Source organism: Bacillus sp. LQ01 (assembly GCF_057624735.1).
The window spans coordinates 1,118,409-1,138,419 of the sequence record NZ_JBYEZL010000001.1 but is presented as its reverse complement, the minus strand read 5'-3'; the positions used below and the strand labels follow the sequence as shown (position 1 = coordinate 1,138,419).

Below are 20,011 nucleotides of genomic sequence, written 5' to 3'. Positions count from 1 at the left end.
GGTTTAAAAAATTGCTTATACGTAGTACTTTATTTATAATGACTACATTCATATTCATACACACATCCTATTGTATATTCGTTAATTTTGCGAAATAATAAAGGATAGAAGTATGTACCATTATACATATAAACTTAATTACCGCTTTAATATGAATAGGAGGAAACATAATGACATTACAAGAACAGATTATGAAAGCATTACATGTTCAGCCTGTAATTGATCCAAAAATTGAAATTCGTAAACGAGTTGATTTCTTAAAGGATTATGTAAAAAAAACAGGTGCAAAAGGATTTGTACTTGGTATTAGCGGCGGACAAGACTCTACATTAGCAGGACGCTTAGCACAACTTGCAGTTGAAGAAATTCGTAACGAAGGTGGTAATGCAACGTTTATCGCCGTGCGTCTTCCTTATAAAGTACAAAAAGATGAAGATGATGCACAATTAGCATTACAATTCATTCAAGCAGATCAATCTGTTGCATTTGATATTGCTTCAACTGTTGATGCTTTTTCAAATCAATATGAAAACTTATTGGGTGAATCATTAACAGATTTCAATAAAGGTAACGTGAAAGCACGTATCCGTATGGTTACTCAATATGCAATTGGTGGACAAAAAGGGCTACTTGTTATCGGAACAGATCACGCTGCAGAAGCTGTAACAGGGTTCTTTACAAAATTCGGAGATGGTGGTGCAGATTTATTACCATTAACGGGATTAACGAAGCGCCAAGGACGTGCATTATTACAAGAGTTAGGCGCAGACGAGCGACTGTACTTAAAAATGCCAACAGCTGATTTATTAGATGAAAAACCAGGTCAAGCTGATGAAACAGAGTTAGGTATTACTTATGATCAATTAGATGATTATTTAGAAGGTAAAGCAGTTCCAGCTGACGTTGCAGAGAAAATTGAAAAACGTTACACAGTGAGTGAGCATAAAAGACAAGTACCAGCGTCAATGTTTGATGATTGGTGGAAATAAATTAAACATAAAAAAGAAGCTAATCTTCATTTAGCTTCTTTTTTATATGTTAACGATATACCCCTACTCTTTTCTCCAATAAATCTTGCAGGCAATCTTCATGTTGTTTACAAAATAACGGTGGCATGTCGTCTAACGGGAAAAACTTCAAATCCAACGTTTCATCACCATCTACTTTTTTGTCACCTCCAACTATTGAGAATGAAAAGAACATCACAATTGACTGGGCCTTGTCTCCATTTGGATATGATTGAAAATATTTTGTATACACTCCAATAAGCTCATTTATTTCTACATCATACCCGGTTTCTTCTTTTATTTCTCGGATTGCAGTTTCCGCAGCTGATTCTCCTATCTCCATTGCACCACCTGGAAATCCCCAAGCGTTAAAGTCTCCTCTTTTTTGCAGTAATACTTCTCCTTCTTTATTAAATACACAACCACCGGCAAAGTTTAAGAAAACATAATCATGTCCTACTTTTTCACGTAATTCTTTTATATAATTGGCCATTCTCTTTCCCCTTTTCATACCTCTTCTATCGCTATTTCTTATCTTTTTCAAGCAATTCAATGATTCGATCTAGCTTCTGGTTCATATTAATCACGTGGTGTTTCTTTGCAGCACTGCTTTGTAATACTCTTCTAATAAACAAAGTAAATGATATGAAAAACAAAACGATAAGTCCGATTACTAAACAAGTATATATCAATGTAAAAATATTACTTTCGAACAAGTTCATTCAGCATTCACATCCTCTCCTTTTTATTTTATCACATAATTCCCCAAATTTTAAAGTGATCGATAAATATAAAAAGAGCATCTTTTACAGATGCTCTTTCTCATTGCTTAATACGTAAATGTAATTGTCGCTAATGAATAACCCGCCAATGCACTGTAAGGCGCTACTTGATAAGACACACGCTTTGCACCTTTTGGCCAATTTATTTCATTTAATACTTTCTTTATATCTTGCATCGTCCCATCCATGGACTGCTTATATCGTACTTCTACTTTTTCTGGTTTGGTTGCAAACTTTTGCTGCAACTTTTGCTTAAATTCATTATAATTTTCTGCTCCGTATTCTGCAGATAAGTATTGTAAATTTGTTTCTTTTAACATCTGCTCATATACGACAGTTTTTGAGCTACCAGCTTTTATTTTATTTGTTAATTCACCAAAATAACTTGTAGTTGCCGCTGGATATTTGCTACGATCCCATTCATGATCTTTACTTAACTGTTCGTCAGACATATTAAAATATGAGTAAGTTGCACGCCCTGCTTTATCTGGTACTGGATCATCAAATGTAGTATCTAGGTGATACCATTTGTTTTCAATGTTCACTAAATTCCACGCGTGAGCTTGTCCGTTTCCTGTGCCTGTTACAATATGATTTTGAATACCTGCCTCTTTTAACAACTCATACGTCAATAATGTATATCCTTGGCAAACGGCAGAACGATTCGCTAATGCTTCATATGCTGTATACGCTTGATAAGACGTATCATAAGACACATGCTTAACAACGTAATCGTGAATAGCTTTTACTTTCTCATGCTCATCCATCCCTGGTTTTACAATTGATCCAACAATTGATTTCGCCTGAGCTTTTACATATTGAGTTTGTTCTTTTGATTCACGGTATTTTACTTGCAGTGTAAACGTATAGTCCCCTGGCATTCCTTTAATGGAATATCTAGTAGATGCTACATTATATTTTACATACTCATCAGCATCTACAATTTTATTAAACTCACCATACAATTGATCCATAATATTTCTAGCATTTCTATCTTTTGTTTTATATGTGATTGTAATATTTTCTTCTCGATTATCAATCTGTTTTTTTAATTCTTTTCTGAAATCATCTAATAACTTTACATCTGATTGTGCTGTCACTGTAGTCGGATTTGTAGCTGCATAAGATACAGATGACGCTTGTAAGCCTCCCATTACTATAGTTGAACAAAGTGCGGCAGCTGTCACATACTTACTTGTCTTTCCCATCTTGTCACTCCTTATATTCTATAACTATACGAAAAAGTATCGTATAGTTTCAGAGTATACAATACTTTTTCGTATAGGTCATATGAGATTATGCATATTAACTAATTCACATAAAAAGGTTGTTCTTTTAAAAAGAACAACCTTTTTTCATTAGCATGTTTGTAATACGCAGCATGTATTTTCAAAACGTTGATTTTTCAAATCTTCATTACTAATACAGAAATATAGCATCCCTAGTTCTCCCCAAACCATATTACAATTTTTATGATCTGAATCAATTTGGAATAAAAGAGTCATTTGCTGCGGGTCTACTCCCATATATTCTCCCGTCTCATATAACACTTCTTCTTGTACAGAGAATGGCTCTCCAAACATTTGATGGTTATCGTAGTTATCCGGAATTAGCTCTTCAAGTAATTGCAAGAAACGATCTGAATCAGCCTCATCTTCAATGAAAAGTTCTGGTAATTTGTATGTCAGTTCAAAAGTAATTGCACACTGGTTATATTTCGCTTGTACTTCATTTCCTCTTCGTAATTGCTCTACAGGAACATCATAATAAAGTACACGCCCACCCTCTGTTAGCTTCACATTTTCTTCAAAATAATTTTCAATGCAAAAGAAATACAGCATCCCCGTCTTAGGAAGATTGTGATCCATACCAACGTTTTGTAAATCACTTAAGTTAAATTGCGCGATAAATTGTAGTGGATTTCCTTTATGCTTTGGATATTCAAATAAAGCTGGTAAATCAGGAACTCCTCCCATTTTCGAACTACCTATCGCAACAGTTTCCTGCTGCTTTGGCACAACTTTTATACAAGGAAATACAGTATTAATAAGTTCCTCTTTCAAGTGTGTTAGTTCATATTTATCAATTAATACTTCAATTTTTTTATTCATAAATTCTCCTTACATTTACATACTTATTTATATCATAGTACAAAGATTATACTTCATTCTTTACAAAATCAACAAGCCTCCAAAAACGGGCTTATCCTTCGTACGCGAACAAGTTTAAAAAAGCATACTATACATTGTTCCTACAAACACGATAGTTCTTTAGTTCTTCCAGTACATTTTCCCCTCGTTCATTTTTATTTTTAATATAAGGAGGAATTCCACATGGGTTACGGATATAGTTGCGGCGGTTACGGTTACGGCGGTAGCTGTGGTGGTTGTGGTTACGGAGGTTTCGCTTTATTAATCGTTTTATTCATCCTTCTAATCATCATCGGAGCTAGCTGTTGGGGCGGCTTTGTAGGCTGCTAGTAAACTTAAAAACCATTGTAAAAAAGCACGTACAATACGTGCTTTTTTGCCATTTCCAAATCTTTTATTTGAAAGGAAGTATGTTTAATGAAGATTGATGGTGTTTTTGAAGGAGGCGGTGTGCGCGGTATTGCGCATGTTGGGGCAATTTGCGCGTTAGCCGAAAAAGGTTATGAATGGGAACGTGTAGCTGGAACATCAGCTGGTGCAATTATCGCGGCACTTTTAGCTGCAGGATATTCTTGTTCAGAGCTAAAAACCATTATAACTGATATCGATTATAACAAATTTACGAAGAAAACCTTTATTGACAAAATCCCCTTTATCGGAAAAGGACTAAGTGCATGGACTACTCTAGGTATATACTCTAATGTATTTATAGAAGAATGGATTGAAGAATTACTTCGAAAAAAAGGTGTTCATTTATTTACTGATTTACCGGATCTAAACAAACTCAAAATCATCGCTTCTGATATTAGTAATGGTAAAATGGTTGTCTTTCCTGACGACTTACCAAACTATGGATTTTTAAATTATCGCTTCTCTATCGCTAAAGCGGTAAGAATGAGTAGTACAATCCCCTTCTTCTTTGAACCCGTAAAATGGAGAACTCCAAAATGGAAGCAGCCTTGTTATATGATTGACGGAGGAATTCTAAGTAATTATCCAATTTGGATCTTCGATTCACCTACCGCTCCTCGCTGGCCGACTTTCGGATTTCATTTTGTAAAAGATGAGATTCAAGCTGACCCTGCTCACTATAACGAGCCTATTTCTATGTTCAAAGGACTATTTAAAACAATGATGCAAGCTCATGATTTACGTCATTTAGATAAAGAATCAAAAGCAAGAACGATTACAATTCCAACAGGAACGATTACAAGTACTAATTTTGAACTGACGAAGGAAGAAAAAGACTGGCTTTACAATTCTGGTTATAACTCTGCTAATAAATTTTTACAAGCTTGGAACTTTAGGCAATATATTGATGAGTATAGAAAAGGAAATCAAGACCGAAAGACAAATCGATTTTTTCGTCAACTTGACTCATAATATTATTACTTTGCGTATAAATACGAGAACGTTTAACAACTTAATAGTAAATAAGCCTAGTAAATTCTTATATTACTAGACTTATTTACTTCCTATATAATCTCATACATTGTTTAAGGATACGTTAAGCCTTCGGCTTCTTCTGCAGTTATAACTATGTAACGATTTCCCGTTCTTAATCCTAACAGTTCTGCTTTTTCAATCGCCTCTTGCTTCGTCTCCGCATAAGCAGCTAAATATTTTTCTCCATTGATCATTTGGCAAATTACATATTGTTTCATTACTTTCTCCTCTTACTTTTTCATTAGTTGTGCAAGTTTTTTTATACCTATTTCAATTTCTTCTAACGTTGCGTATGAATACGATAGGCGCAAAAATTGATTTGCACTTCTATCATATAAAGTACCTGGGTTTAATAAAACCTTTTCTTGCAGAGCTTTATCAAATAAACTGCGATATGAAATGGGTACTTTTATATGTACCCATATATAAAACCCGCCTGTTGGTTCATGCCAAGTTGCTATTTCACGAAGATATTTATCTAACATTAGTAACATAAAATCTCTTCGTTTTTTCAATTCACTTCTTACAAATCGCAAATGCTCATCATATAGACCATTTGTAAACCACTCTGCTGCAATTTGCTGGGATATAGTGCTTGAACCATAATCTGTTTGCATCTTTATGTCTGACAATCTTTGAATTACTGGCTCGGGTCCAACAATCCATCCAATTCTTAAACCTGGACTAATTACTTTGGACATGCTTCCAATATGTAGTACGATTCCATTTTTATCATAGGCTTTTAAAGGTTTCGAACTAGGTGCATCAAACCATAAGTCTTGATACACTGCGTCCTCTATAATAGGTAATCCAATTTCATTACATATTTCCATCACTTCTATTCGTTTCTTCGCATTCATACTAAAGTTCGTTGGATTATGAAAAGACGGGATTGTATATAAAATAGAGGCATTAAATTGCTTCTTATATTTCTTAATATATGATGTATGTAACCCGCTTTCATCCATTGGGATTCCAATTAAACGTACTCCTGCTGATTGAAAAACATTAAGCGAATATAAATAGGATGGTTTCTCTAATAAGATTGATGCCCCTTTCGAAAGAAGCCCCATAGAAATAAGTTGCAGCGCTTGAATTGCTCCTGAAACAATTAATATAGAGTCAGGAGATACATATACGCCATGCTCCTTTAAGTATTCGGAAATCTTTTCCCTTAAATAAAGATTTCCTTTCGGCTCTTCATACCCAAGCGTCACATTTGACTTTAAAAGGTTATTCATAATTTCTTTCATCTTTTTCTCAGGTAAGAGACTCGGCGCGAGCTCACCTGTTCCTAACCGAATTACATGTGGGTAAAATTCAGCTTGATTAATCTCTTGAATAGCTGGGAGATTCGGATAATGAAGTCCTGTTTCTACATAAGACTGCCAATTAGGCGGGGGTGCGTAAGTTGAAACATTCTCATTATTATTTACAACAATTGTTCCTTTCCTGCCATTCCCTTCAATATATCCCTTCGCAACTAGTTCATCGAAAGCCATTACAATTGTGCTTCGATTCACACCAAATGTATGGGCCAAATCTCTTTGTGAAGGTAATTTCGTTCCAACGGTCCATTCTCCATTAACGATCCTTTCTTTTATATACGTTTCTATTTGTTTATACAGCGGCGTCGCTAGAGACATATCCGGTTTCCAAACGAATCTTTCCATCATATCACCTTATATTCTTTTTGGTTGGTAACCTCCCCAACCATATGGATGGATACAAATTTTCATTTCTTCTATACAATATACACTATCATAATGAATTAAAATAGGAGGTAATATGATGAGTGAAGCAATTATTCATGGTATCATTCTTGCATTTGGACTTATCATTCCATTAGGTGTACAAAATGTTTTTGTCTTTAACCAAGGTGCGAGCCAACCAAACATTTGGAGGGCAGCCCCTGTAGTATTAACTGCCTCTATATGTGATACGTTACTCATATTGATTGCAGTGCAAGGTGTCTCCCTTGTACTCCTTACTTTTTCTTGGCTAACTAACTCATTATATATAATTGGATTTTTCTTTCTCCTATACATGGGCTTTGTTATTTGGAGAAGTAGCCCTTCCAACGATGTAACACAAGAAAAAAGTATGCCCTTAAAAAAGCAAATCCTTTTCGCAGCATCAGTTTCGTTATTAAATCCACATGCTATTTTAGACACAATCGGTGTAATTGGAACAAATTCTATTCAATACATAGGAAGTGAAAAATGGGCTTTCACACTTGCAACTATTATCGTTTCTTGGATTTGGTTTATAAGCTTAGCTTTAGCGGGGAAATTTCTAAAAAGACTAGACTCAACCGGAAAGACAATTTTATTATTAAATAAATTTTCTGGTCTCATCATATGGGGTGTCGCACTTTATATGTTAAAACAAGTTATTTATTCTTAATGAACGAAAGAGAATTGCATGTTACTCAAAACATCATGCAATTCTCTTACAAATTATGAAGTAGGTTCCGGTTTCTGTTTTACCGCCTTTGCATCCTTTGCTGGTTTAATCCAAATGATTGCTATGACAGCACCAATGGCAGCGAAAATACTAGTCAAATAAAACACTTCATGGTCCGCCCCTTTCATGAAAAAAGAATATAAAGGTGGTCCAGCTGCTACACCGATAAATCGCATTGAACTGTAAAATGACGTAACTGTTCCCCTTTGCTCCTTTTCAATTCCTTGTGTAATGAGGGCATCTAAACATGGGAGTGCCATACCAATCCCTATCCCCATAATAACGAGACAAAGAAGTAGTAAATAAATCCCTTTTATAAATAAAGGAATGATGACTGATGCAGCTGCCATTAAAAAACCAATATAGATACACTTCTTCATAACATTTTGATTATCTCCAATTTTTTTACCGGCCATATATGAACTAAGTGACAGTACAAGTAACGGGATAGCAAGCACACACCCTTTCCATATACCATGAATGTCATACTTTGATTCCAGTATAGTCGACAAATAAAAGAGAATTCCGAATAAAATAAGCATAATAATTGCACCTAATGCAAAAATGGCAATTAACCATCTTCCTTTTTCTCGAAACGTAGACAGAATAGATTTTATAAACTCTTTAAGTGGTGGTACTTCTCCTTCTTGTTTCTTTGCCTTTACTAGAACAAGTAATAAAACAATTGATACTACGCATAAAATTGGAATCGCCCAAAATGGTAAGAACCATACAACGGCAGCAAGAGCAGACCCTAAAATAGGGCTCAGCACTTTCCCAAATGTATTGGATGTTTCTATGATTCCTAAACCTGTACTAACTTGTTTTTCGTCTTTGTATAAATCACCAACACACGGTATAACAACTGGCATTGCACCAGCAGCACCAATACCTTGAATCGCTCTACCAATCAATATCCAATTGTAGGGATTATCAACTTTCCAAGATACCCAACCAGTTATCGCTCCTCCTATAGCTGCAATCAGCAAACTCGGAACCATTACCATCTTTCGTCCCCATCTATCTGATAAATAACCAGCAATCGGTATAAGTAGAATGGCTACGATAGAGTAAATTGTAATAATCATGGATACTTGAAACGATGAAATATGTAATTTCTTTTCAATAGTCGGCAGAATTGGGATGAGCATTGAATTCCCTAATGTCATAACAAGTGGAACTGATGCAAGCGCAATTAAACAACAGTTTTCTTTTTTTAACATGTTGGCTTCGAAACCTTTCATCATATATTTCTTACCATATAATAGCCCCGCTGGAACGTAACTTTTCATTCCACCAGGGCTATTACATCTTTACTACTTCCCATTCACAACAAAAGAAATTGGGGAAATTATAGTATTATTCCTATTCTTTGAATCCAGTTCACAATATATCCATACCAATTAATTGAAAAAAAAAGAAAGGAAGAATCCTTCCTTTCTCCTATAACCTTCTACAATTAGCGAGTATATCCGCCACCAAGTTGTTGTTCTGCCATCGCTACAAGGCGTTTTGTAATTTCACCGCCTACAGAACCGTTTGCACGTGAAGAAGTATCAGCGCCAAGTTGTACACCAAACTCTTGTGCAATTTCATATTTCATTTGATCTAAAGCTGCTTGTGCTCCATGTGATGCTAATTGATTAGAATTACGATTTCTAGCCATTACCAATCACCTCCTTATTTATATATAAATTGTGTTAAATTCAAATTAAAATACATGGAAATTTTTGGTTATTTTTTACCATAAAAAAAGAGCCTCTAAAACGAGACTCTCACATCATTTCACATTACGAAGTTACTACTTCTAATTTTCTATTTATTAATACTTTCATTTCTTCTTTTAATATCTCTTTTGCATTATGTCCAAACCATTCTAAGGAAGCAAAAAGATCCGTACCTCTCACTTCCTGAATAATCTCATCATAATTTACAATACCTTCAAATAACGGAACCATACCAATACGACTTCCTGCTGCAGCATATACATTGTTAGGTTCAAACACATGCAAATAATCCGCTGAAGATATATTCTTAAAATGGTAATGTAGTGTCCACGGCTTTAATCGATGGAAACTGTCTATTGGATCTGCGCCAGACTCCCATATATGAAGAAAATCAAGATTTATTTTTAAATTCGGATGATTTACTTCTTCTAATAGTTCTATAGTAGAAGGCAATGTGTCCGTTAGTGTATTGGGATGTGTTTCTAACAGCACATACATATTGTGCTGAGCAAACACATCACAAATCTTACGTATTCGCTTCACATACTCTTTTCTCTCTTGTTCCGAGAAGTCCTTGCTCCCTTTTTGCCCAGCAAACGTGCGAATTTTATTCGTATTAAACCAATTAGCTAGTACTACAAGTTGTTCACTTTTCTCTATCGTTTTTTCAAAATCTGCTGATAATGATATATCTAAGTAATCACTTATCATCGTAATTTCTAAGTTTTTATCCTTTAGAAAAGTCAATTCTCGTTCTGTCGTTTCGCGTTCTTGTATATACAAATTTTGTGCATGAGTCCCCCACAATTCAATTCCTTCAAAACCGTTTTCATATGCAAATTGAACAATATCAGTAAATGAAATTAATTGATGACGAAATGAAATGGTACATAGCGAATATTTCATAGCATTAAACTCCCCTATCTTAAATTCAGTTAGCTTATTAAAAAGTTGCGACAGACTGATTTGTTTTCATACCTTTCCATGATAGAAACTGTCTCTCTAATTCCTTCTTAATTTGCAGTTCAATCGCATTCATTTCATCCAGTTTTTCAATAATCGATACTAGCATACCTTTATTATTCGTCATTGCCATTTTAATTGCACGATACTGTACATTTGTAAATCCTTGTACAATATCCTCTACCCGATCACACCAATAATCAAATTCTTGCTCCGAATATTGCAACGTTTCACGGAAGTATGCAAAGGCATGCTCATAACTATATTTACGAATTGCAAGTACTGGTATTTGTTTTACTGCTGCTACAAGTCCAGAAAGCGCATATCCTTCTTCCTCATTTGCCATTTTTACAATTAAATTTTTCAGCTCCATAGTCAGTTCATTGTCGTTCTTTTTGAATGTTTCTGTGAAATAACTAGCTACTGTTTCTTGCGTTGGCTCCCCAATTCCTTCTATATCAATGAAATACCCTCCACCAAATGGGTTATCTTGAATAGAGTGAAGTACTTTTTCTCTTTCCATATTTCCTTCCCAACGAAAATCAGGATCTAGCATGAACCACTCTTCTTCTTTCTCTGTTTTTGATATCATTAAATAATGTGGAAACGGTTTTTGATGAAATTTATTTTCCCTCTCTGGTAATAGAGACATATCAACCATTACAATGACATAACGATTTCCCGGCTTGTTTTCTACTAATTCTAAAAACGTTTCTACATTGCTATCTTTATCTTTTGCATGATCATACCATTCGTTTACTTTAATACCGTACAATTTTTCAAACCAAAGTAAATAATGATCATGGTTAATGTTTTCAGAGTGATATGAAATAATTCCGCCTTCTGTTATATCAAAATCTCCATCCCATAGTCCAAAATAAAATGGACGAAAATCAATGTCGCTACGCCTTTTTATAATTTCACAAAAACAACTCACTAAACAGTGCACTTTTATTGAAGTCATACTCTCATCCACTTTCCTAAAGGTTAGTTATTCACATTTACTTCTTGTAACTCCTCCATAAAATCAAGCAAAGATCCTACAGTAAGAAATGCCTTTGGATCTACCTCATCCTCTGGAACGCATAGCTTTATATCCATTTCTATGTATACAATAAGCTGTAACATCATTACCGAATCCATATATAAATCTTGATTTAAGCGCATCGTTTCTTCTAAATGCGTTACATTTTTCAGTTCCATTTTTTCTATCATAATTTTTAACACGGCATTCTTTAACGCTTCCCGTCTCATGTTGTAACCTCTCCCATCTCTAGTAACTTTCTACTTACTTTTCCAGTTTTATTTTTAGGAATTTCATTTACACTTTCAATTTCATGGGGAACTTTATAAGAAGGTAAGTGCTGAATACACCATTCTCTTATTTGTACTGGATCAACATGAGAGATCACTTTCGCTTTAACTATTTCGCCCATGACAGGATGTTTCCCTCGATATACAATTGCCTCTTGAACACCTTCCAATCGAAGCATCGTTTCTTCTACCTCTATAGGAAAGACTTTTAATCCCGAAACATTAATTACATCGTCCATACGCCCCATAAAATGAATGCCACGCTCAGATTTATACCCTAAATCTTTCGTGAAGATTTCCTTATCATTCATTTTCACGACGATTTCTTCCGGTGCATTTTCATCTGAACCTATGCTTATACTCGCATGAGGTAAAGGGTTTCCTAAATCTAAATGGCTCTTCATATCATGACATATACTAATACAACCTGCTTCAGAACAACCGTATTGCTGCATCATATATGTTGTCATTTCTTTTAGTTTATAAAATAGTGCTTCTGGCAAAGGCGATCCTGATGTCATAATTTTATGAAACTGGAACGTTCCTAATGGAAAACTCCCCATAATGTGTAACATAAGTGGTACTGCATATATAATATGTTTCTCTGTATTGCGAACTATATTTAATGCGAATTTAGGATTTTTATTCGTAATGATTACAGGCTGGCTCCCCCTCTTAATTGCTGATAAAGTACCACATATTAGTCCGTATGAATGTGAAACAGGAGCCATAACGATTGGAACTTCATCTACTTCACAGTTTAAAGCTTCATTATAAGCGGTAATTTCCGTATCAACTTCCGTCCATGCTCTACGAATTAGTTTCGGTTCCCCTGTAGTTCCAGAACTATATTGCAATAAAGAAGGCTCTTCTAGTAAAAAGTTCCCTACTTCTAATTTTGTAAAATCGCCATATTCTCCATATAAAATTCCTACACAATTTGCACGCTTTGCCATTTCAATAGCTGTTTCTTTTGGTGTATCTTCATGTATAAGTAATACTGATGATTTCTTTTCTTTTAAGAAAAACACAATCGTAATAATATCGAATGGATCTTTCAGACAAAGTGCAAATCTATTTCCTTCTGCTTCTTTAAATTGTTCCATTTCCTCATAAACTTGTAATCTCGATTCAAAATCACTTTTGCTATACTCTTGTTTATTAACGATTAGCATAATTTCCCCCTGTAACAGCTGATTTTTGTTTCATAAGTTGTCTTACTCTATACAATGGATTTGGAACTTCATGAACAAGCGATTCCAGATCCATATATAATCGACGTTTCGTTAATTGTTCAGCATAGAATGTAGGTGCATATAATTGAATATTTTCAAATCTACCTTTCAAATGTGGATATATTCTTAAATGATTTTCAATTTCTTCAACAACCATCATCCAAAAATGTTCTTCTTTCAATCCATATTCATCCGCAAGTACGAATGCTAATTCTCCTAAATTAAACAGGAATAGTGCATCTAACACCATCTCTTGCAAACATTCAATGCGATCCATTTCAAAGAAATCATTCATTTTTCCATTCGCATATGTTTTATGCATTTTAGTAAAGTCGGGACATTTGTCAACCGTTTTCAAATATGGACGATAAAACTCAAGCCCTTCATGAAAATCCTTTAACGCAATACGAACAGGCACCCCTTCTTTATGGACTAGAATCATATTTTGTCCATGTGATTCCAGTGCGATGCCATGCTCTACAACAAGATGTATAACTGGTATTATCGCTTTTTGAATAAGTAATTGTAGCCAATCCTTCATTCCATATTTATTCAACCACGCATCAATAATTGGTGTACCATTTTTCTCTTTAGCGTATAAACCATTAAAAGGAATTGCATCTTCTTGTGCATCTAAATACTTATGAATGCTTTCGCGCCAAATACATCCTAATGAACCATATATAGCTTTTTTATTCGTGTCATACGTTACACTTGAAAACTCACTTAACAAGATTAAACGTGCTTCATCCATTAAATAGGCGTCATTACTTACAACATCATTTAACCAATTTGATATTGCTGGTGCACTCACAACAGAGTATGGTTTCAGCGTACGAAGTGTTGAAGTGTTGAGTAAATTCATCGATAATTTAACGTACGGTTTCTTTGGACTCGTAATATTTCTTAATGTTCTCATTGACTGTTGCGCGCAATAATCGTCCTCAGATGTTCCTAAATAAATAATAAATTTCCCCTGTATATGATCCGCATAATTTGAAATGATGAAATTCACCCACTGCCATGGGTGAACAGGTATAAACACGTACTGTTTTGGATTACATCCCTTATTACGAATTCGTTCCATAAACTCTTCTAATTTACGATCGCCAATCTCCTCTTTTAAAAGGTTGTTATACATCACTTCATTCTCATAACCTACAGTCGCATAATTCTTATGCGCTGCAATCCATATGAGTTTTATTGGCTGCATAAATTCATAACCATATTGAAAATTGTCACGATATTGAAATCCAACACGTGCTTTATAACTAGGATGATATGGATGGCCGTCTATTAAATGGCTTTCAAACTCATCGTAAGATTTTTGAGTATATTCTCTCTTATTATTTCTTTCATATTGTGCAATCGTGTCTTTAAATATTGTTTGTTCTAATTCGTGTATAAAAGAATCTAATTTAGCTTGTTCTACACTAGTAACCCGAAAAACTTCTTCTAGGAATTGCGAGACAGATTGTATTTCTTGCTGTTCATCTTGAACTCTTACTATTAATGAGTCTAACGAAATACGTCCAAATGTCATCCGTTCCCTGCCATAGCATTTGTACGTGACACTTTTGCCTTCTTCATCAAGTCCTTGTATTAGAAAAAGAAGTTGTTCTTCTTTTTCTATGCGAACCGGTGTAATAATCCCCTCATAAATTAACGATTCTACTAATTGACGTAGCACTCTTCTTCGTACTGAAATGTAATCTTCTGATTCGAGCGCCTTCAATACTTTCGTATGATACATGTCCACTCTCATAAAACCCTCCACCTTATGACAAAATACCATTATTTGTATTACGTGAAATTTTAACGTTACTTATGAACGAACAGCCACTTCTCTAACGAGTGGATTATGTACTTGCACATAAATAGCTTGCTCCAATGGATTACTTAACTCATCGACATCGAAAAATCTCGTTAGTAAATTTGCTTTACACGCTAACTTATCTTCGTCCAATAATTCTCTTAAAAATGTAGAAGGTTCCCGGTTATATGGAAGGAATGATTCAAGTACAGACCTTAATTCCGAGAGAAGAATTTCCTCCTTAATTAATCCTGCTGTGCCAAAACCATTAATGAGGCCAAACATATGATTGAAAATTAAGTAGTAACGAAATCTCTCATCCACAATATAGTCGTCATATAAATTTCCAGTACGTTCTCCAATACCAGCTAATTCATTATTAAGCATCTCTTTCATTGAATTACAGAAATAAAATCCTTGATTATCACGGAAATAATATTTGACCGGATAACCATCTTTTAGCTGAACAACGCTATTTTGCTGATGAGCTTCTAATGCAACACCATACTGTAAATACATCCATACCATTGGCTTTAAAGAAATATTCATATATCGTCTAAACCACTCTAAGCTTACTTCTTCACAGCTTTTACTTTCTAAATCTGCTAGGCGATGAATAATATTCGATAACCGCGTACGCTCCCCAGGTATAGCGTCTTGAACTAGCCCAGCAATTAATGTTGCGTCGTTTGCATGTTCACTATAAAAAGGATTCTCACGAATAATCACTTCAAATCCAGATTCTTGTGTTCCATAATTTAATGTAATAAAGGCTGGATCACAAATAAAATCAAATCCTGGAAATCTTTCTCGTACTTCACCAATAGCCGTATTTAACATTTCCTTCCCTTCAAGACCACTCTCAAGTTCTTTCAGTTTATTAATACGCATTGAATTCGTTACTTTCACCGGAAATGAAAACTTAAGCATATACTTCGAATTGGGATGATATAGCGTCCTTAGTGATGATGTTGCCATATAATACTTACCTACAGGACCAATATACTCAAGCAATTCTTGAATTATCCAATCTTGTACGTAAGCTTGATGCAAGAGCCATTCTGCCTGAAGCGGATGAATTGGAATTAATGCATATTGATCTTCCTTACAGTACTTCGCTATAAATTCCTTACTAACCATCTCATCATTACTTAATTCTTCTTTTATAATCGTTGTTGTAGAATCTGATAATAATGATTTTTCATTTACTATACTTTTATGTGCCCGAAAATAATGAAGCTGACATTCCCCTTTTAATTCTGGAGAATACATTGCACTTTTCCAATCCAATATCCCCTGTCTACTCTTTGGTGTAGGATGAGTTAAATGCCCAAATAATAAAGACTGCTCCGCTTCTATAAAAGTTGTATGGAAACCGTATAATGCGGATGTATCTTCTATTCTCTCTTTTGTAAATTCCTCAATATTTTGACAACTGCGGATAACTCGAAGCATAAGTTCCGCAGGATTCGTTCCTTCTCCGTAGTTGATCGACATCTCTTTTATTAAAAACGTAATAACTGTAACGTAATCTGCTGTAATAACGGAATTACTATCTCCAATTTGATAATAAAATTGTTCTCCAAACAAATGGCGATCTGTTGATGATTTATATATAACTTCTCCATACAAAGTAACGTTCTGTGCCGATAGCCGACAACATAAATATGTGGGGACTGTATCTCTATTCAACGTATTACTGAAGATACTTTTCATTCTTTCATCCTCTGTAATCCATTCTCCACTCCCTGTTTCTCTTAAATAACAGTTTAAAAAGCTTTGTAATGTTGCATGTTCTGCGATTTGTTTCGCATGCTGCATGTTGGTCCTCCTCTTTATATTAAAGCTATCGAAATTTTATATAATAAACGATAATTGAATATCGTTATCAATTCTGATTCTAATTGATAATGATATTCAATTCAAGAGTATATTTCGGAATTTTTTATCAAATTAAATTTTTATTTTTTTCTTTCTTTTCTTTAATCTAGTTAAAAGTACACTAGAAAATTTCTTGCTTTCAAACTAATTACCTACTATTTTTTATTAATCCATTTTTTGATGGATTAATAAAAAGGTACACCAAATGAGGTATACCTTTCCCTATGATATGTTTACATAATATTATTATATGTATAAATCTATATAGCTGTTTGTTTTTGTAACAAATTTAAATCTCTCCAACAATACGCTGTTTCTTCTACCCTTACTCTCTCTAAAAATTTCGTATCAATTTTTTCAGGGTTAAATTTTTCATAAAACTTTTTAGAAGGATTATTCGTAACAACCCAAACTAAAAGTGATTGCATATCATTGTTTATACAATCCGATAATAAAGCTTGAAATAACTTTTGTCCTATTTTCATTCCTTGATACTGTTGTAAAAGGTAGATTGCATATAATTCTCCATCACAATTATATGTACCAGTTCTTTCTACTCCCCCATCGATGAATCCAACTATTTCTCCATTTAAATTCTCTGCTACAAATCTAAATTGATGATTACCTTCTTTTTGAAAAATATCTTCCCATTGTTTTTCTCGTTTCTCATATGCTATATTATCTAGAATTTCGTCAGCAAATATCCCTTTATACGCTGTCTTCCAACTATCAACATGCACCTTTGCTATACCTGGTATATCATCCTTTATTGCTCTTCTAATATGTATTCCCATCATTTCTCCCCCCTTATTACTCATCATTATATCAATTTCATTCCTTAAAAATCCAAATAAAAAAGAGTGAATTTGAACTTCACTCTTTTTTATCACAATTATCTACTTTCCACTTCAACTGAAACTACTCGATCAATCTCTTTCAGGGAACTATATAACTCTGTTGTATATAAATCTTCTGGAGCTAAAATAACCATCTCCAGTTGCTGAAATGCTCCACTATCTATATCTTTAATTTTCACGCGTTTCACATGCATGCCTAAATTTTTAATTTGCTTAAATATACCATCTAACTCATGATGCTCTTTAACAGTAATTTTTATAGATAAATCCTTTTGTCTTAATGAATACGGTCCTGCAATTTTCACAAGTTGCGGAAGTACATTAATCGCTAAAATAATTAAAACCATAGCAACTGTCGCTTGTAAATAAAATCCTGCACCAATTGCGATCCCTAAAGCTGAAGCAGCCCACACCATAGAAGCTGTTGTTAATCCAGAAATAACGTCATTACTTCTTCGTAAAATGACACCTGCGCCAAGAAAACCAATTCCACTAACAATTTGAGCGGCCAGTCGCATCGGATCCATATTTGTATGTCCTGGAACAGAATATACATGCACAGATTCAATTGAAACCATCGTAATTAAACAACTTGCTACAGAAATAACCATACTTGTTTTCACACCCAGTGGTTTATTCTTTAGCTGCCTATCTATCCCGATGAATAATCCTAAAAAGAGTGCTAAACCTAATTTGAGTAAAAATTCATATGACATATTCCCATTCTCCTTACTTTACAATGTTTCCCTTAGAATAACTCACTATAACTCTTTTATGATATCAATTCCAGTCTTTTCTATTCATTTAACGTAAAAAACCGAAAAAACATTTATAACGATGTTTCTCCGGCTTTTTATTACACTTTAGATTCTTCTTTATTTCTGATCTTTAATCTTAATTTCTGCATCTTTGTAGAATGCTAATTTACTGTCATTATACTCTTTTGTAAATTTGTTAAACTGCTCTTTCGACTTTTGTGCTTCCACATTTAATTCATTAACAGTTTTAACTTTTTCACCGATTTCTTTTAATTTCGTTTCTTTTACTTTTAATTTTTCATACAGTTCTTTTTCAGTCGCTAACACTTTCGTGTAATTTTCATTCATCTTTTGGAATGCATCATAACGATTCTTATACGACTCTTCTACTGCTTTTGCTTGTTTTTGTAACTTCTTATCTTCAATCTTCTCTATATTACTTTGAACAGATTTCGTTTCCTTCTGTGCTTTTTCTAGCATTTCTTTCTCACTTTTCAATACTTTTTCACGATCATCTACATTTGCAGTAGCTTGCTCTATTTTCTTCACAACTGCTTCATTATGATCTTTACCTTCTTGCAAAATTTGAGCATATAATTCTTGCCCTTGTTTCTCTAACTGCTCTAATTTTTTTGCTTCATCCACTAAAGATTTTTCTTGTGTTGCTGCTGTTTCAAAAGCTGTATATAGATTTTCTTCTGGCTTTTCACCGAAACAACCTGTTAAAAGTCCTACTGATAATGCTCCAACTACTGCTACTTTTCCATACTTCAACGTTCATTCCTCCATTACATACGGTTATCATGCCAGAAGTTCACTGGGAAGTGACTTTCTTCATGATAAGCTTCGAACTCATAACCTTTTTCTTTTAGCCCTTTTAAAATTGCTGGCACAGCAGCAACTGATTGCGGGTGAATATCATGCATTAAAATTACTTCTTGTGGTTTTGTTGCGTTTGTTAATACATTTTGAGCAATTTGTGCTGCAGCTGCATCAACTGGCATTTTATTGTATCTCCAATCTAATGAATCAATTGTCCAATCCCATACTTTAAATCCGCCTTCTACCACTTTATTTCGAAGACCTTCATTTAATCCAGGCATCGAACCATATGGAGGACGTGTTAATTTAGGTGATTTCCCAATAATATTAGCGATTAAACCTTGATCTTCTTTCATCTCATTTACATACTCGCCATTTTTATATAACTTTGCGAAATTATGTGTCATACTATGCATGCCTACATAATGACCCTCAGCATTTTCACGTTTCACTAAATCAGGAAATTCTTTTACATTCGCTCCAATTAAAAAGAACGTCGCCTTCGCATCATGTTGTTTTAGCGTATTTAATAATTCAGCCGTATATTTCCCTGGCCCATCGTCAAATGTAAGATAAGCAACTTTTCTTTCTTTTCCATTAAAACGACTTGGTGCCGTTTTATTCATTTCAACTTTCGGCTGTTCACTTGCAAGCTGCACTACATTTTCTTGTTTCGCAACAGCTTTTGCTGGTGAAGTAATTGATTGAAACATGTAATACCCAATAGCTACTGCGGCAATCGCTATTAAAACGACTACTATTTGTTTAATTTTTAAAGCTTTTTCCATTC

General features: G+C 34.3%; 22 protein-coding genes. 4 read left to right on the top strand and 18 right to left on the bottom strand.

Annotation, left to right across the window (positions count from 1 at the left end; translation table 11 throughout):
• Positions 1 to 170 precede the first annotated feature (170 nt).
• Positions 171 to 989: an NAD(+) synthase gene (gene nadE, locus AC22L0_RS06035; RefSeq protein WP_000174891.1), complete on the top strand. Its 819-nt coding sequence runs from the start codon at positions 171 to 173 to the stop codon at positions 987 to 989.
• Positions 990 to 1,038: 49 nt separating this feature from the next.
• Here the strand turns inward: nadE and AC22L0_RS06030 are convergent, their stop codons facing one another.
• From AC22L0_RS06030 to AC22L0_RS06015, 4 genes are all read right to left on the bottom strand, one after another.
• On the bottom strand, positions 1,039 to 1,500 hold the full coding sequence (locus AC22L0_RS06030) for an NUDIX hydrolase (RefSeq protein ID WP_000024999.1): 462 nt from the start codon (positions 1,498 to 1,500) through the stop codon (positions 1,039 to 1,041).
• Between the two features lie 31 nt (positions 1,501 to 1,531).
• A complete protein-coding gene (locus tag AC22L0_RS06025) occupies positions 1,532 to 1,729 on the bottom strand; it encodes a DUF4083 domain-containing protein (protein WP_001048102.1) in 198 nt (65 codons plus the stop codon).
• Positions 1,730 to 1,836: 107 nt separating this feature from the next.
• A complete protein-coding gene (locus tag AC22L0_RS06020) occupies positions 1,837 to 2,997 on the bottom strand; it encodes a transglutaminase domain-containing protein (protein WP_000520858.1) in 1,161 nt (386 codons plus the stop codon).
• Positions 2,998 to 3,147: 150 nt separating this feature from the next.
• Complete coding sequence (locus tag AC22L0_RS06015) at positions 3,148 to 3,900, bottom strand: YwqG family protein (RefSeq protein WP_001034837.1); 753 nt, start codon at positions 3,898 to 3,900, stop codon at positions 3,148 to 3,150.
• A 222-nt stretch (positions 3,901 to 4,122) separates the two neighbouring features.
• Here AC22L0_RS06015 and AC22L0_RS06010 point away from each other — a divergent pair, with 222 nt between their 5' ends.
• Positions 4,123 to 4,269: a YjcZ family sporulation protein gene (locus tag AC22L0_RS06010; RefSeq protein ID WP_000540425.1), complete on the top strand. Its 147-nt coding sequence runs from the start codon at positions 4,123 to 4,125 to the stop codon at positions 4,267 to 4,269.
• An 87-nt stretch (positions 4,270 to 4,356) separates the two neighbouring features.
• Positions 4,357 to 5,322 carry a patatin-like phospholipase family protein gene (locus AC22L0_RS06005; RefSeq protein WP_087968013.1) on the top strand — a complete coding sequence of 322 codons (966 nt, stop codon included), beginning with the start codon at positions 4,357 to 4,359 and terminating at the stop codon, positions 5,320 to 5,322.
• Between the two features lie 113 nt (positions 5,323 to 5,435).
• On the opposite strand, the gene AC22L0_RS06000 is transcribed toward AC22L0_RS06005, so the two are convergent.
• Together AC22L0_RS06000 and AC22L0_RS05995 are read right to left on the bottom strand one after the other, a co-directional pair.
• Complete coding sequence (locus tag AC22L0_RS06000; RefSeq protein WP_000816389.1) at positions 5,436 to 5,603, bottom strand: DUF3933 family protein; 168 nt, start codon at positions 5,601 to 5,603, stop codon at positions 5,436 to 5,438.
• A 12-nt stretch (positions 5,604 to 5,615) separates the two neighbouring features.
• On the bottom strand, positions 5,616 to 7,058 hold the full coding sequence (locus tag AC22L0_RS05995; RefSeq protein WP_000439399.1) for an aminotransferase-like domain-containing protein: 1,443 nt from the start codon (positions 7,056 to 7,058) through the stop codon (positions 5,616 to 5,618).
• A 118-nt stretch (positions 7,059 to 7,176) separates the two neighbouring features.
• Between AC22L0_RS05995 and AC22L0_RS05990 the strand changes: the two genes are divergently transcribed.
• Positions 7,177 to 7,791: a LysE/ArgO family amino acid transporter gene (locus AC22L0_RS05990; RefSeq protein ID WP_001287305.1), complete on the top strand. Its 615-nt coding sequence runs from the start codon at positions 7,177 to 7,179 to the stop codon at positions 7,789 to 7,791.
• A gap of 53 nt (positions 7,792 to 7,844) precedes the next feature.
• Here AC22L0_RS05990 and bcbE read toward each other — a convergent pair whose 3' ends face one another.
• The 12 genes from bcbE to AC22L0_RS05930 all read right to left on the bottom strand — a co-directional run bounded on the left by bcbE (position 7,845) and on the right by AC22L0_RS05930 (position 20,009).
• Positions 7,845 to 9,074: a bacillibactin exporter BcbE gene (gene bcbE / locus AC22L0_RS05985; protein ID WP_033667350.1), complete on the bottom strand. Its 1,230-nt coding sequence runs from the start codon at positions 9,072 to 9,074 to the stop codon at positions 7,845 to 7,847.
• Positions 9,075 to 9,310: 236 nt separating this feature from the next.
• On the bottom strand, positions 9,311 to 9,517 hold the full coding sequence (locus AC22L0_RS05980; protein WP_000113545.1) for an alpha/beta-type small acid-soluble spore protein: 207 nt from the start codon (positions 9,515 to 9,517) through the stop codon (positions 9,311 to 9,313).
• Between the two features lie 124 nt (positions 9,518 to 9,641).
• Complete coding sequence (locus AC22L0_RS05975) at positions 9,642 to 10,484, bottom strand: sugar phosphate isomerase/epimerase family protein (RefSeq protein WP_000877670.1); 843 nt, start codon at positions 10,482 to 10,484, stop codon at positions 9,642 to 9,644.
• 37 nt (positions 10,485 to 10,521) lie between these two features.
• The gene (locus AC22L0_RS05970) at positions 10,522 to 11,505 is read right to left on the bottom strand and encodes a DUF6005 family protein (protein WP_000200708.1); all 984 of its coding nucleotides are present in this window, start codon (positions 11,503 to 11,505) and stop codon (positions 10,522 to 10,524) included.
• A 23-nt stretch (positions 11,506 to 11,528) separates the two neighbouring features.
• Positions 11,529 to 11,795 (bottom strand): petrobactin biosynthesis protein AsbD, encoded by a 267-nt coding sequence (gene asbD / locus AC22L0_RS05965; protein WP_087968015.1) that lies wholly within the window; start codon positions 11,793 to 11,795, stop codon positions 11,529 to 11,531.
• Positions 11,792 to 13,030: an AMP-binding protein gene (locus tag AC22L0_RS05960; RefSeq protein WP_000909579.1), complete on the bottom strand. Its 1,239-nt coding sequence runs from the start codon at positions 13,028 to 13,030 to the stop codon at positions 11,792 to 11,794. The genes asbD and AC22L0_RS05960 overlap by 4 nt, the downstream gene beginning before the upstream one ends.
• The gene (locus tag AC22L0_RS05955; protein ID WP_139894409.1) at positions 13,017 to 14,855 is read right to left on the bottom strand and encodes an IucA/IucC family protein; all 1,839 of its coding nucleotides are present in this window, start codon (positions 14,853 to 14,855) and stop codon (positions 13,017 to 13,019) included. Before AC22L0_RS05955 ends, AC22L0_RS05960 begins: the two co-directional genes overlap by 14 nt.
• 60 nt (positions 14,856 to 14,915) lie before the next feature.
• On the bottom strand, positions 14,916 to 16,724 hold the full coding sequence (locus AC22L0_RS05950) for an IucA/IucC family protein (protein WP_001163356.1): 1,809 nt from the start codon (positions 16,722 to 16,724) through the stop codon (positions 14,916 to 14,918).
• Positions 16,725 to 17,044: 320 nt separating this feature from the next.
• The gene (locus tag AC22L0_RS05945; RefSeq protein ID WP_033667347.1) at positions 17,045 to 17,581 is read right to left on the bottom strand and encodes a GNAT family N-acetyltransferase; all 537 of its coding nucleotides are present in this window, start codon (positions 17,579 to 17,581) and stop codon (positions 17,045 to 17,047) included.
• A gap of 95 nt (positions 17,582 to 17,676) precedes the next feature.
• The gene (locus AC22L0_RS05940) at positions 17,677 to 18,357 is read right to left on the bottom strand and encodes an MgtC/SapB family protein (protein WP_000119510.1); all 681 of its coding nucleotides are present in this window, start codon (positions 18,355 to 18,357) and stop codon (positions 17,677 to 17,679) included.
• 159 nt (positions 18,358 to 18,516) lie between these two features.
• Entirely contained in the window at positions 18,517 to 19,173 is a 657-nt protein-coding gene (locus tag AC22L0_RS05935; RefSeq protein WP_000873565.1) for a YkyA family protein, read from the bottom strand.
• 14 nt (positions 19,174 to 19,187) lie between these two features.
• Positions 19,188 to 20,009, bottom strand: a complete 822-nt coding sequence (locus AC22L0_RS05930) for a peptidoglycan-N-acetylglucosamine deacetylase (RefSeq protein WP_000409484.1) — start codon at positions 20,007 to 20,009, stop codon at positions 19,188 to 19,190.
• Positions 20,010 to 20,011 lie beyond the last annotated feature (2 nt).

Excerpts from the sequence above, each read along its gene's own strand:
- nadE (WP_000174891.1), top strand. The coding sequence starts at position 171 with ATGACATTACAAGAACAGATTATGAAAGCATTACATGTTCAGCCTGTA.
- AC22L0_RS06030 (WP_000024999.1), bottom strand. The coding sequence starts at position 1,500 with ATGGCCAATTATATAAAAGAATTACGTGAAAAAGTAGGACATGATTAT.
- AC22L0_RS06025 (WP_001048102.1), bottom strand. The coding sequence starts at position 1,729 with ATGAACTTGTTCGAAAGTAATATTTTTACATTGATATATACTTGTTTA.
- AC22L0_RS06020 (WP_000520858.1), bottom strand. The coding sequence starts at position 2,997 with ATGGGAAAGACAAGTAAGTATGTGACAGCTGCCGCACTTTGTTCAACT.
- AC22L0_RS06015 (WP_001034837.1), bottom strand. The coding sequence starts at position 3,900 with ATGAATAAAAAAATTGAAGTATTAATTGATAAATATGAACTAACACAC.
- AC22L0_RS06010 (WP_000540425.1), top strand. The coding sequence starts at position 4,123 with ATGGGTTACGGATATAGTTGCGGCGGTTACGGTTACGGCGGTAGCTGT.
- AC22L0_RS06005 (WP_087968013.1), top strand. The coding sequence starts at position 4,357 with ATGAAGATTGATGGTGTTTTTGAAGGAGGCGGTGTGCGCGGTATTGCG.
- AC22L0_RS06000 (WP_000816389.1), bottom strand. The coding sequence starts at position 5,603 with ATGAAACAATATGTAATTTGCCAAATGATCAATGGAGAAAAATATTTA.
- AC22L0_RS05995 (WP_000439399.1), bottom strand. The coding sequence starts at position 7,058 with ATGGAAAGATTCGTTTGGAAACCGGATATGTCTCTAGCGACGCCGCTG.
- AC22L0_RS05990 (WP_001287305.1), top strand. The coding sequence starts at position 7,177 with ATGAGTGAAGCAATTATTCATGGTATCATTCTTGCATTTGGACTTATC.
- bcbE (WP_033667350.1), bottom strand. The coding sequence starts at position 9,074 with ATGTTAAAAAAAGAAAACTGTTGTTTAATTGCGCTTGCATCAGTTCCA.
- AC22L0_RS05980 (WP_000113545.1), bottom strand. The coding sequence starts at position 9,517 with ATGGCTAGAAATCGTAATTCTAATCAATTAGCATCACATGGAGCACAA.
- AC22L0_RS05975 (WP_000877670.1), bottom strand. The coding sequence starts at position 10,484 with ATGAAATATTCGCTATGTACCATTTCATTTCGTCATCAATTAATTTCA.
- AC22L0_RS05970 (WP_000200708.1), bottom strand. The coding sequence starts at position 11,505 with ATGACTTCAATAAAAGTGCACTGTTTAGTGAGTTGTTTTTGTGAAATT.
- asbD (WP_087968015.1), bottom strand. The coding sequence starts at position 11,795 with ATGAGACGGGAAGCGTTAAAGAATGCCGTGTTAAAAATTATGATAGAA.
- AC22L0_RS05960 (WP_000909579.1), bottom strand. The coding sequence starts at position 13,030 with ATGCTAATCGTTAATAAACAAGAGTATAGCAAAAGTGATTTTGAATCG.
- AC22L0_RS05955 (WP_139894409.1), bottom strand. The coding sequence starts at position 14,855 with ATGAGAGTGGACATGTATCATACGAAAGTATTGAAGGCGCTCGAATCA.
- AC22L0_RS05950 (WP_001163356.1), bottom strand. The coding sequence starts at position 16,724 with ATGCAGCATGCGAAACAAATCGCAGAACATGCAACATTACAAAGCTTT.
- AC22L0_RS05945 (WP_033667347.1), bottom strand. The coding sequence starts at position 17,581 with ATGATGGGAATACATATTAGAAGAGCAATAAAGGATGATATACCAGGT.
- AC22L0_RS05940 (WP_000119510.1), bottom strand. The coding sequence starts at position 18,357 with ATGTCATATGAATTTTTACTCAAATTAGGTTTAGCACTCTTTTTAGGA.
- AC22L0_RS05930 (WP_000409484.1), bottom strand. The coding sequence starts at position 20,009 with ATGGAAAAAGCTTTAAAAATTAAACAAATAGTAGTCGTTTTAATAGCG.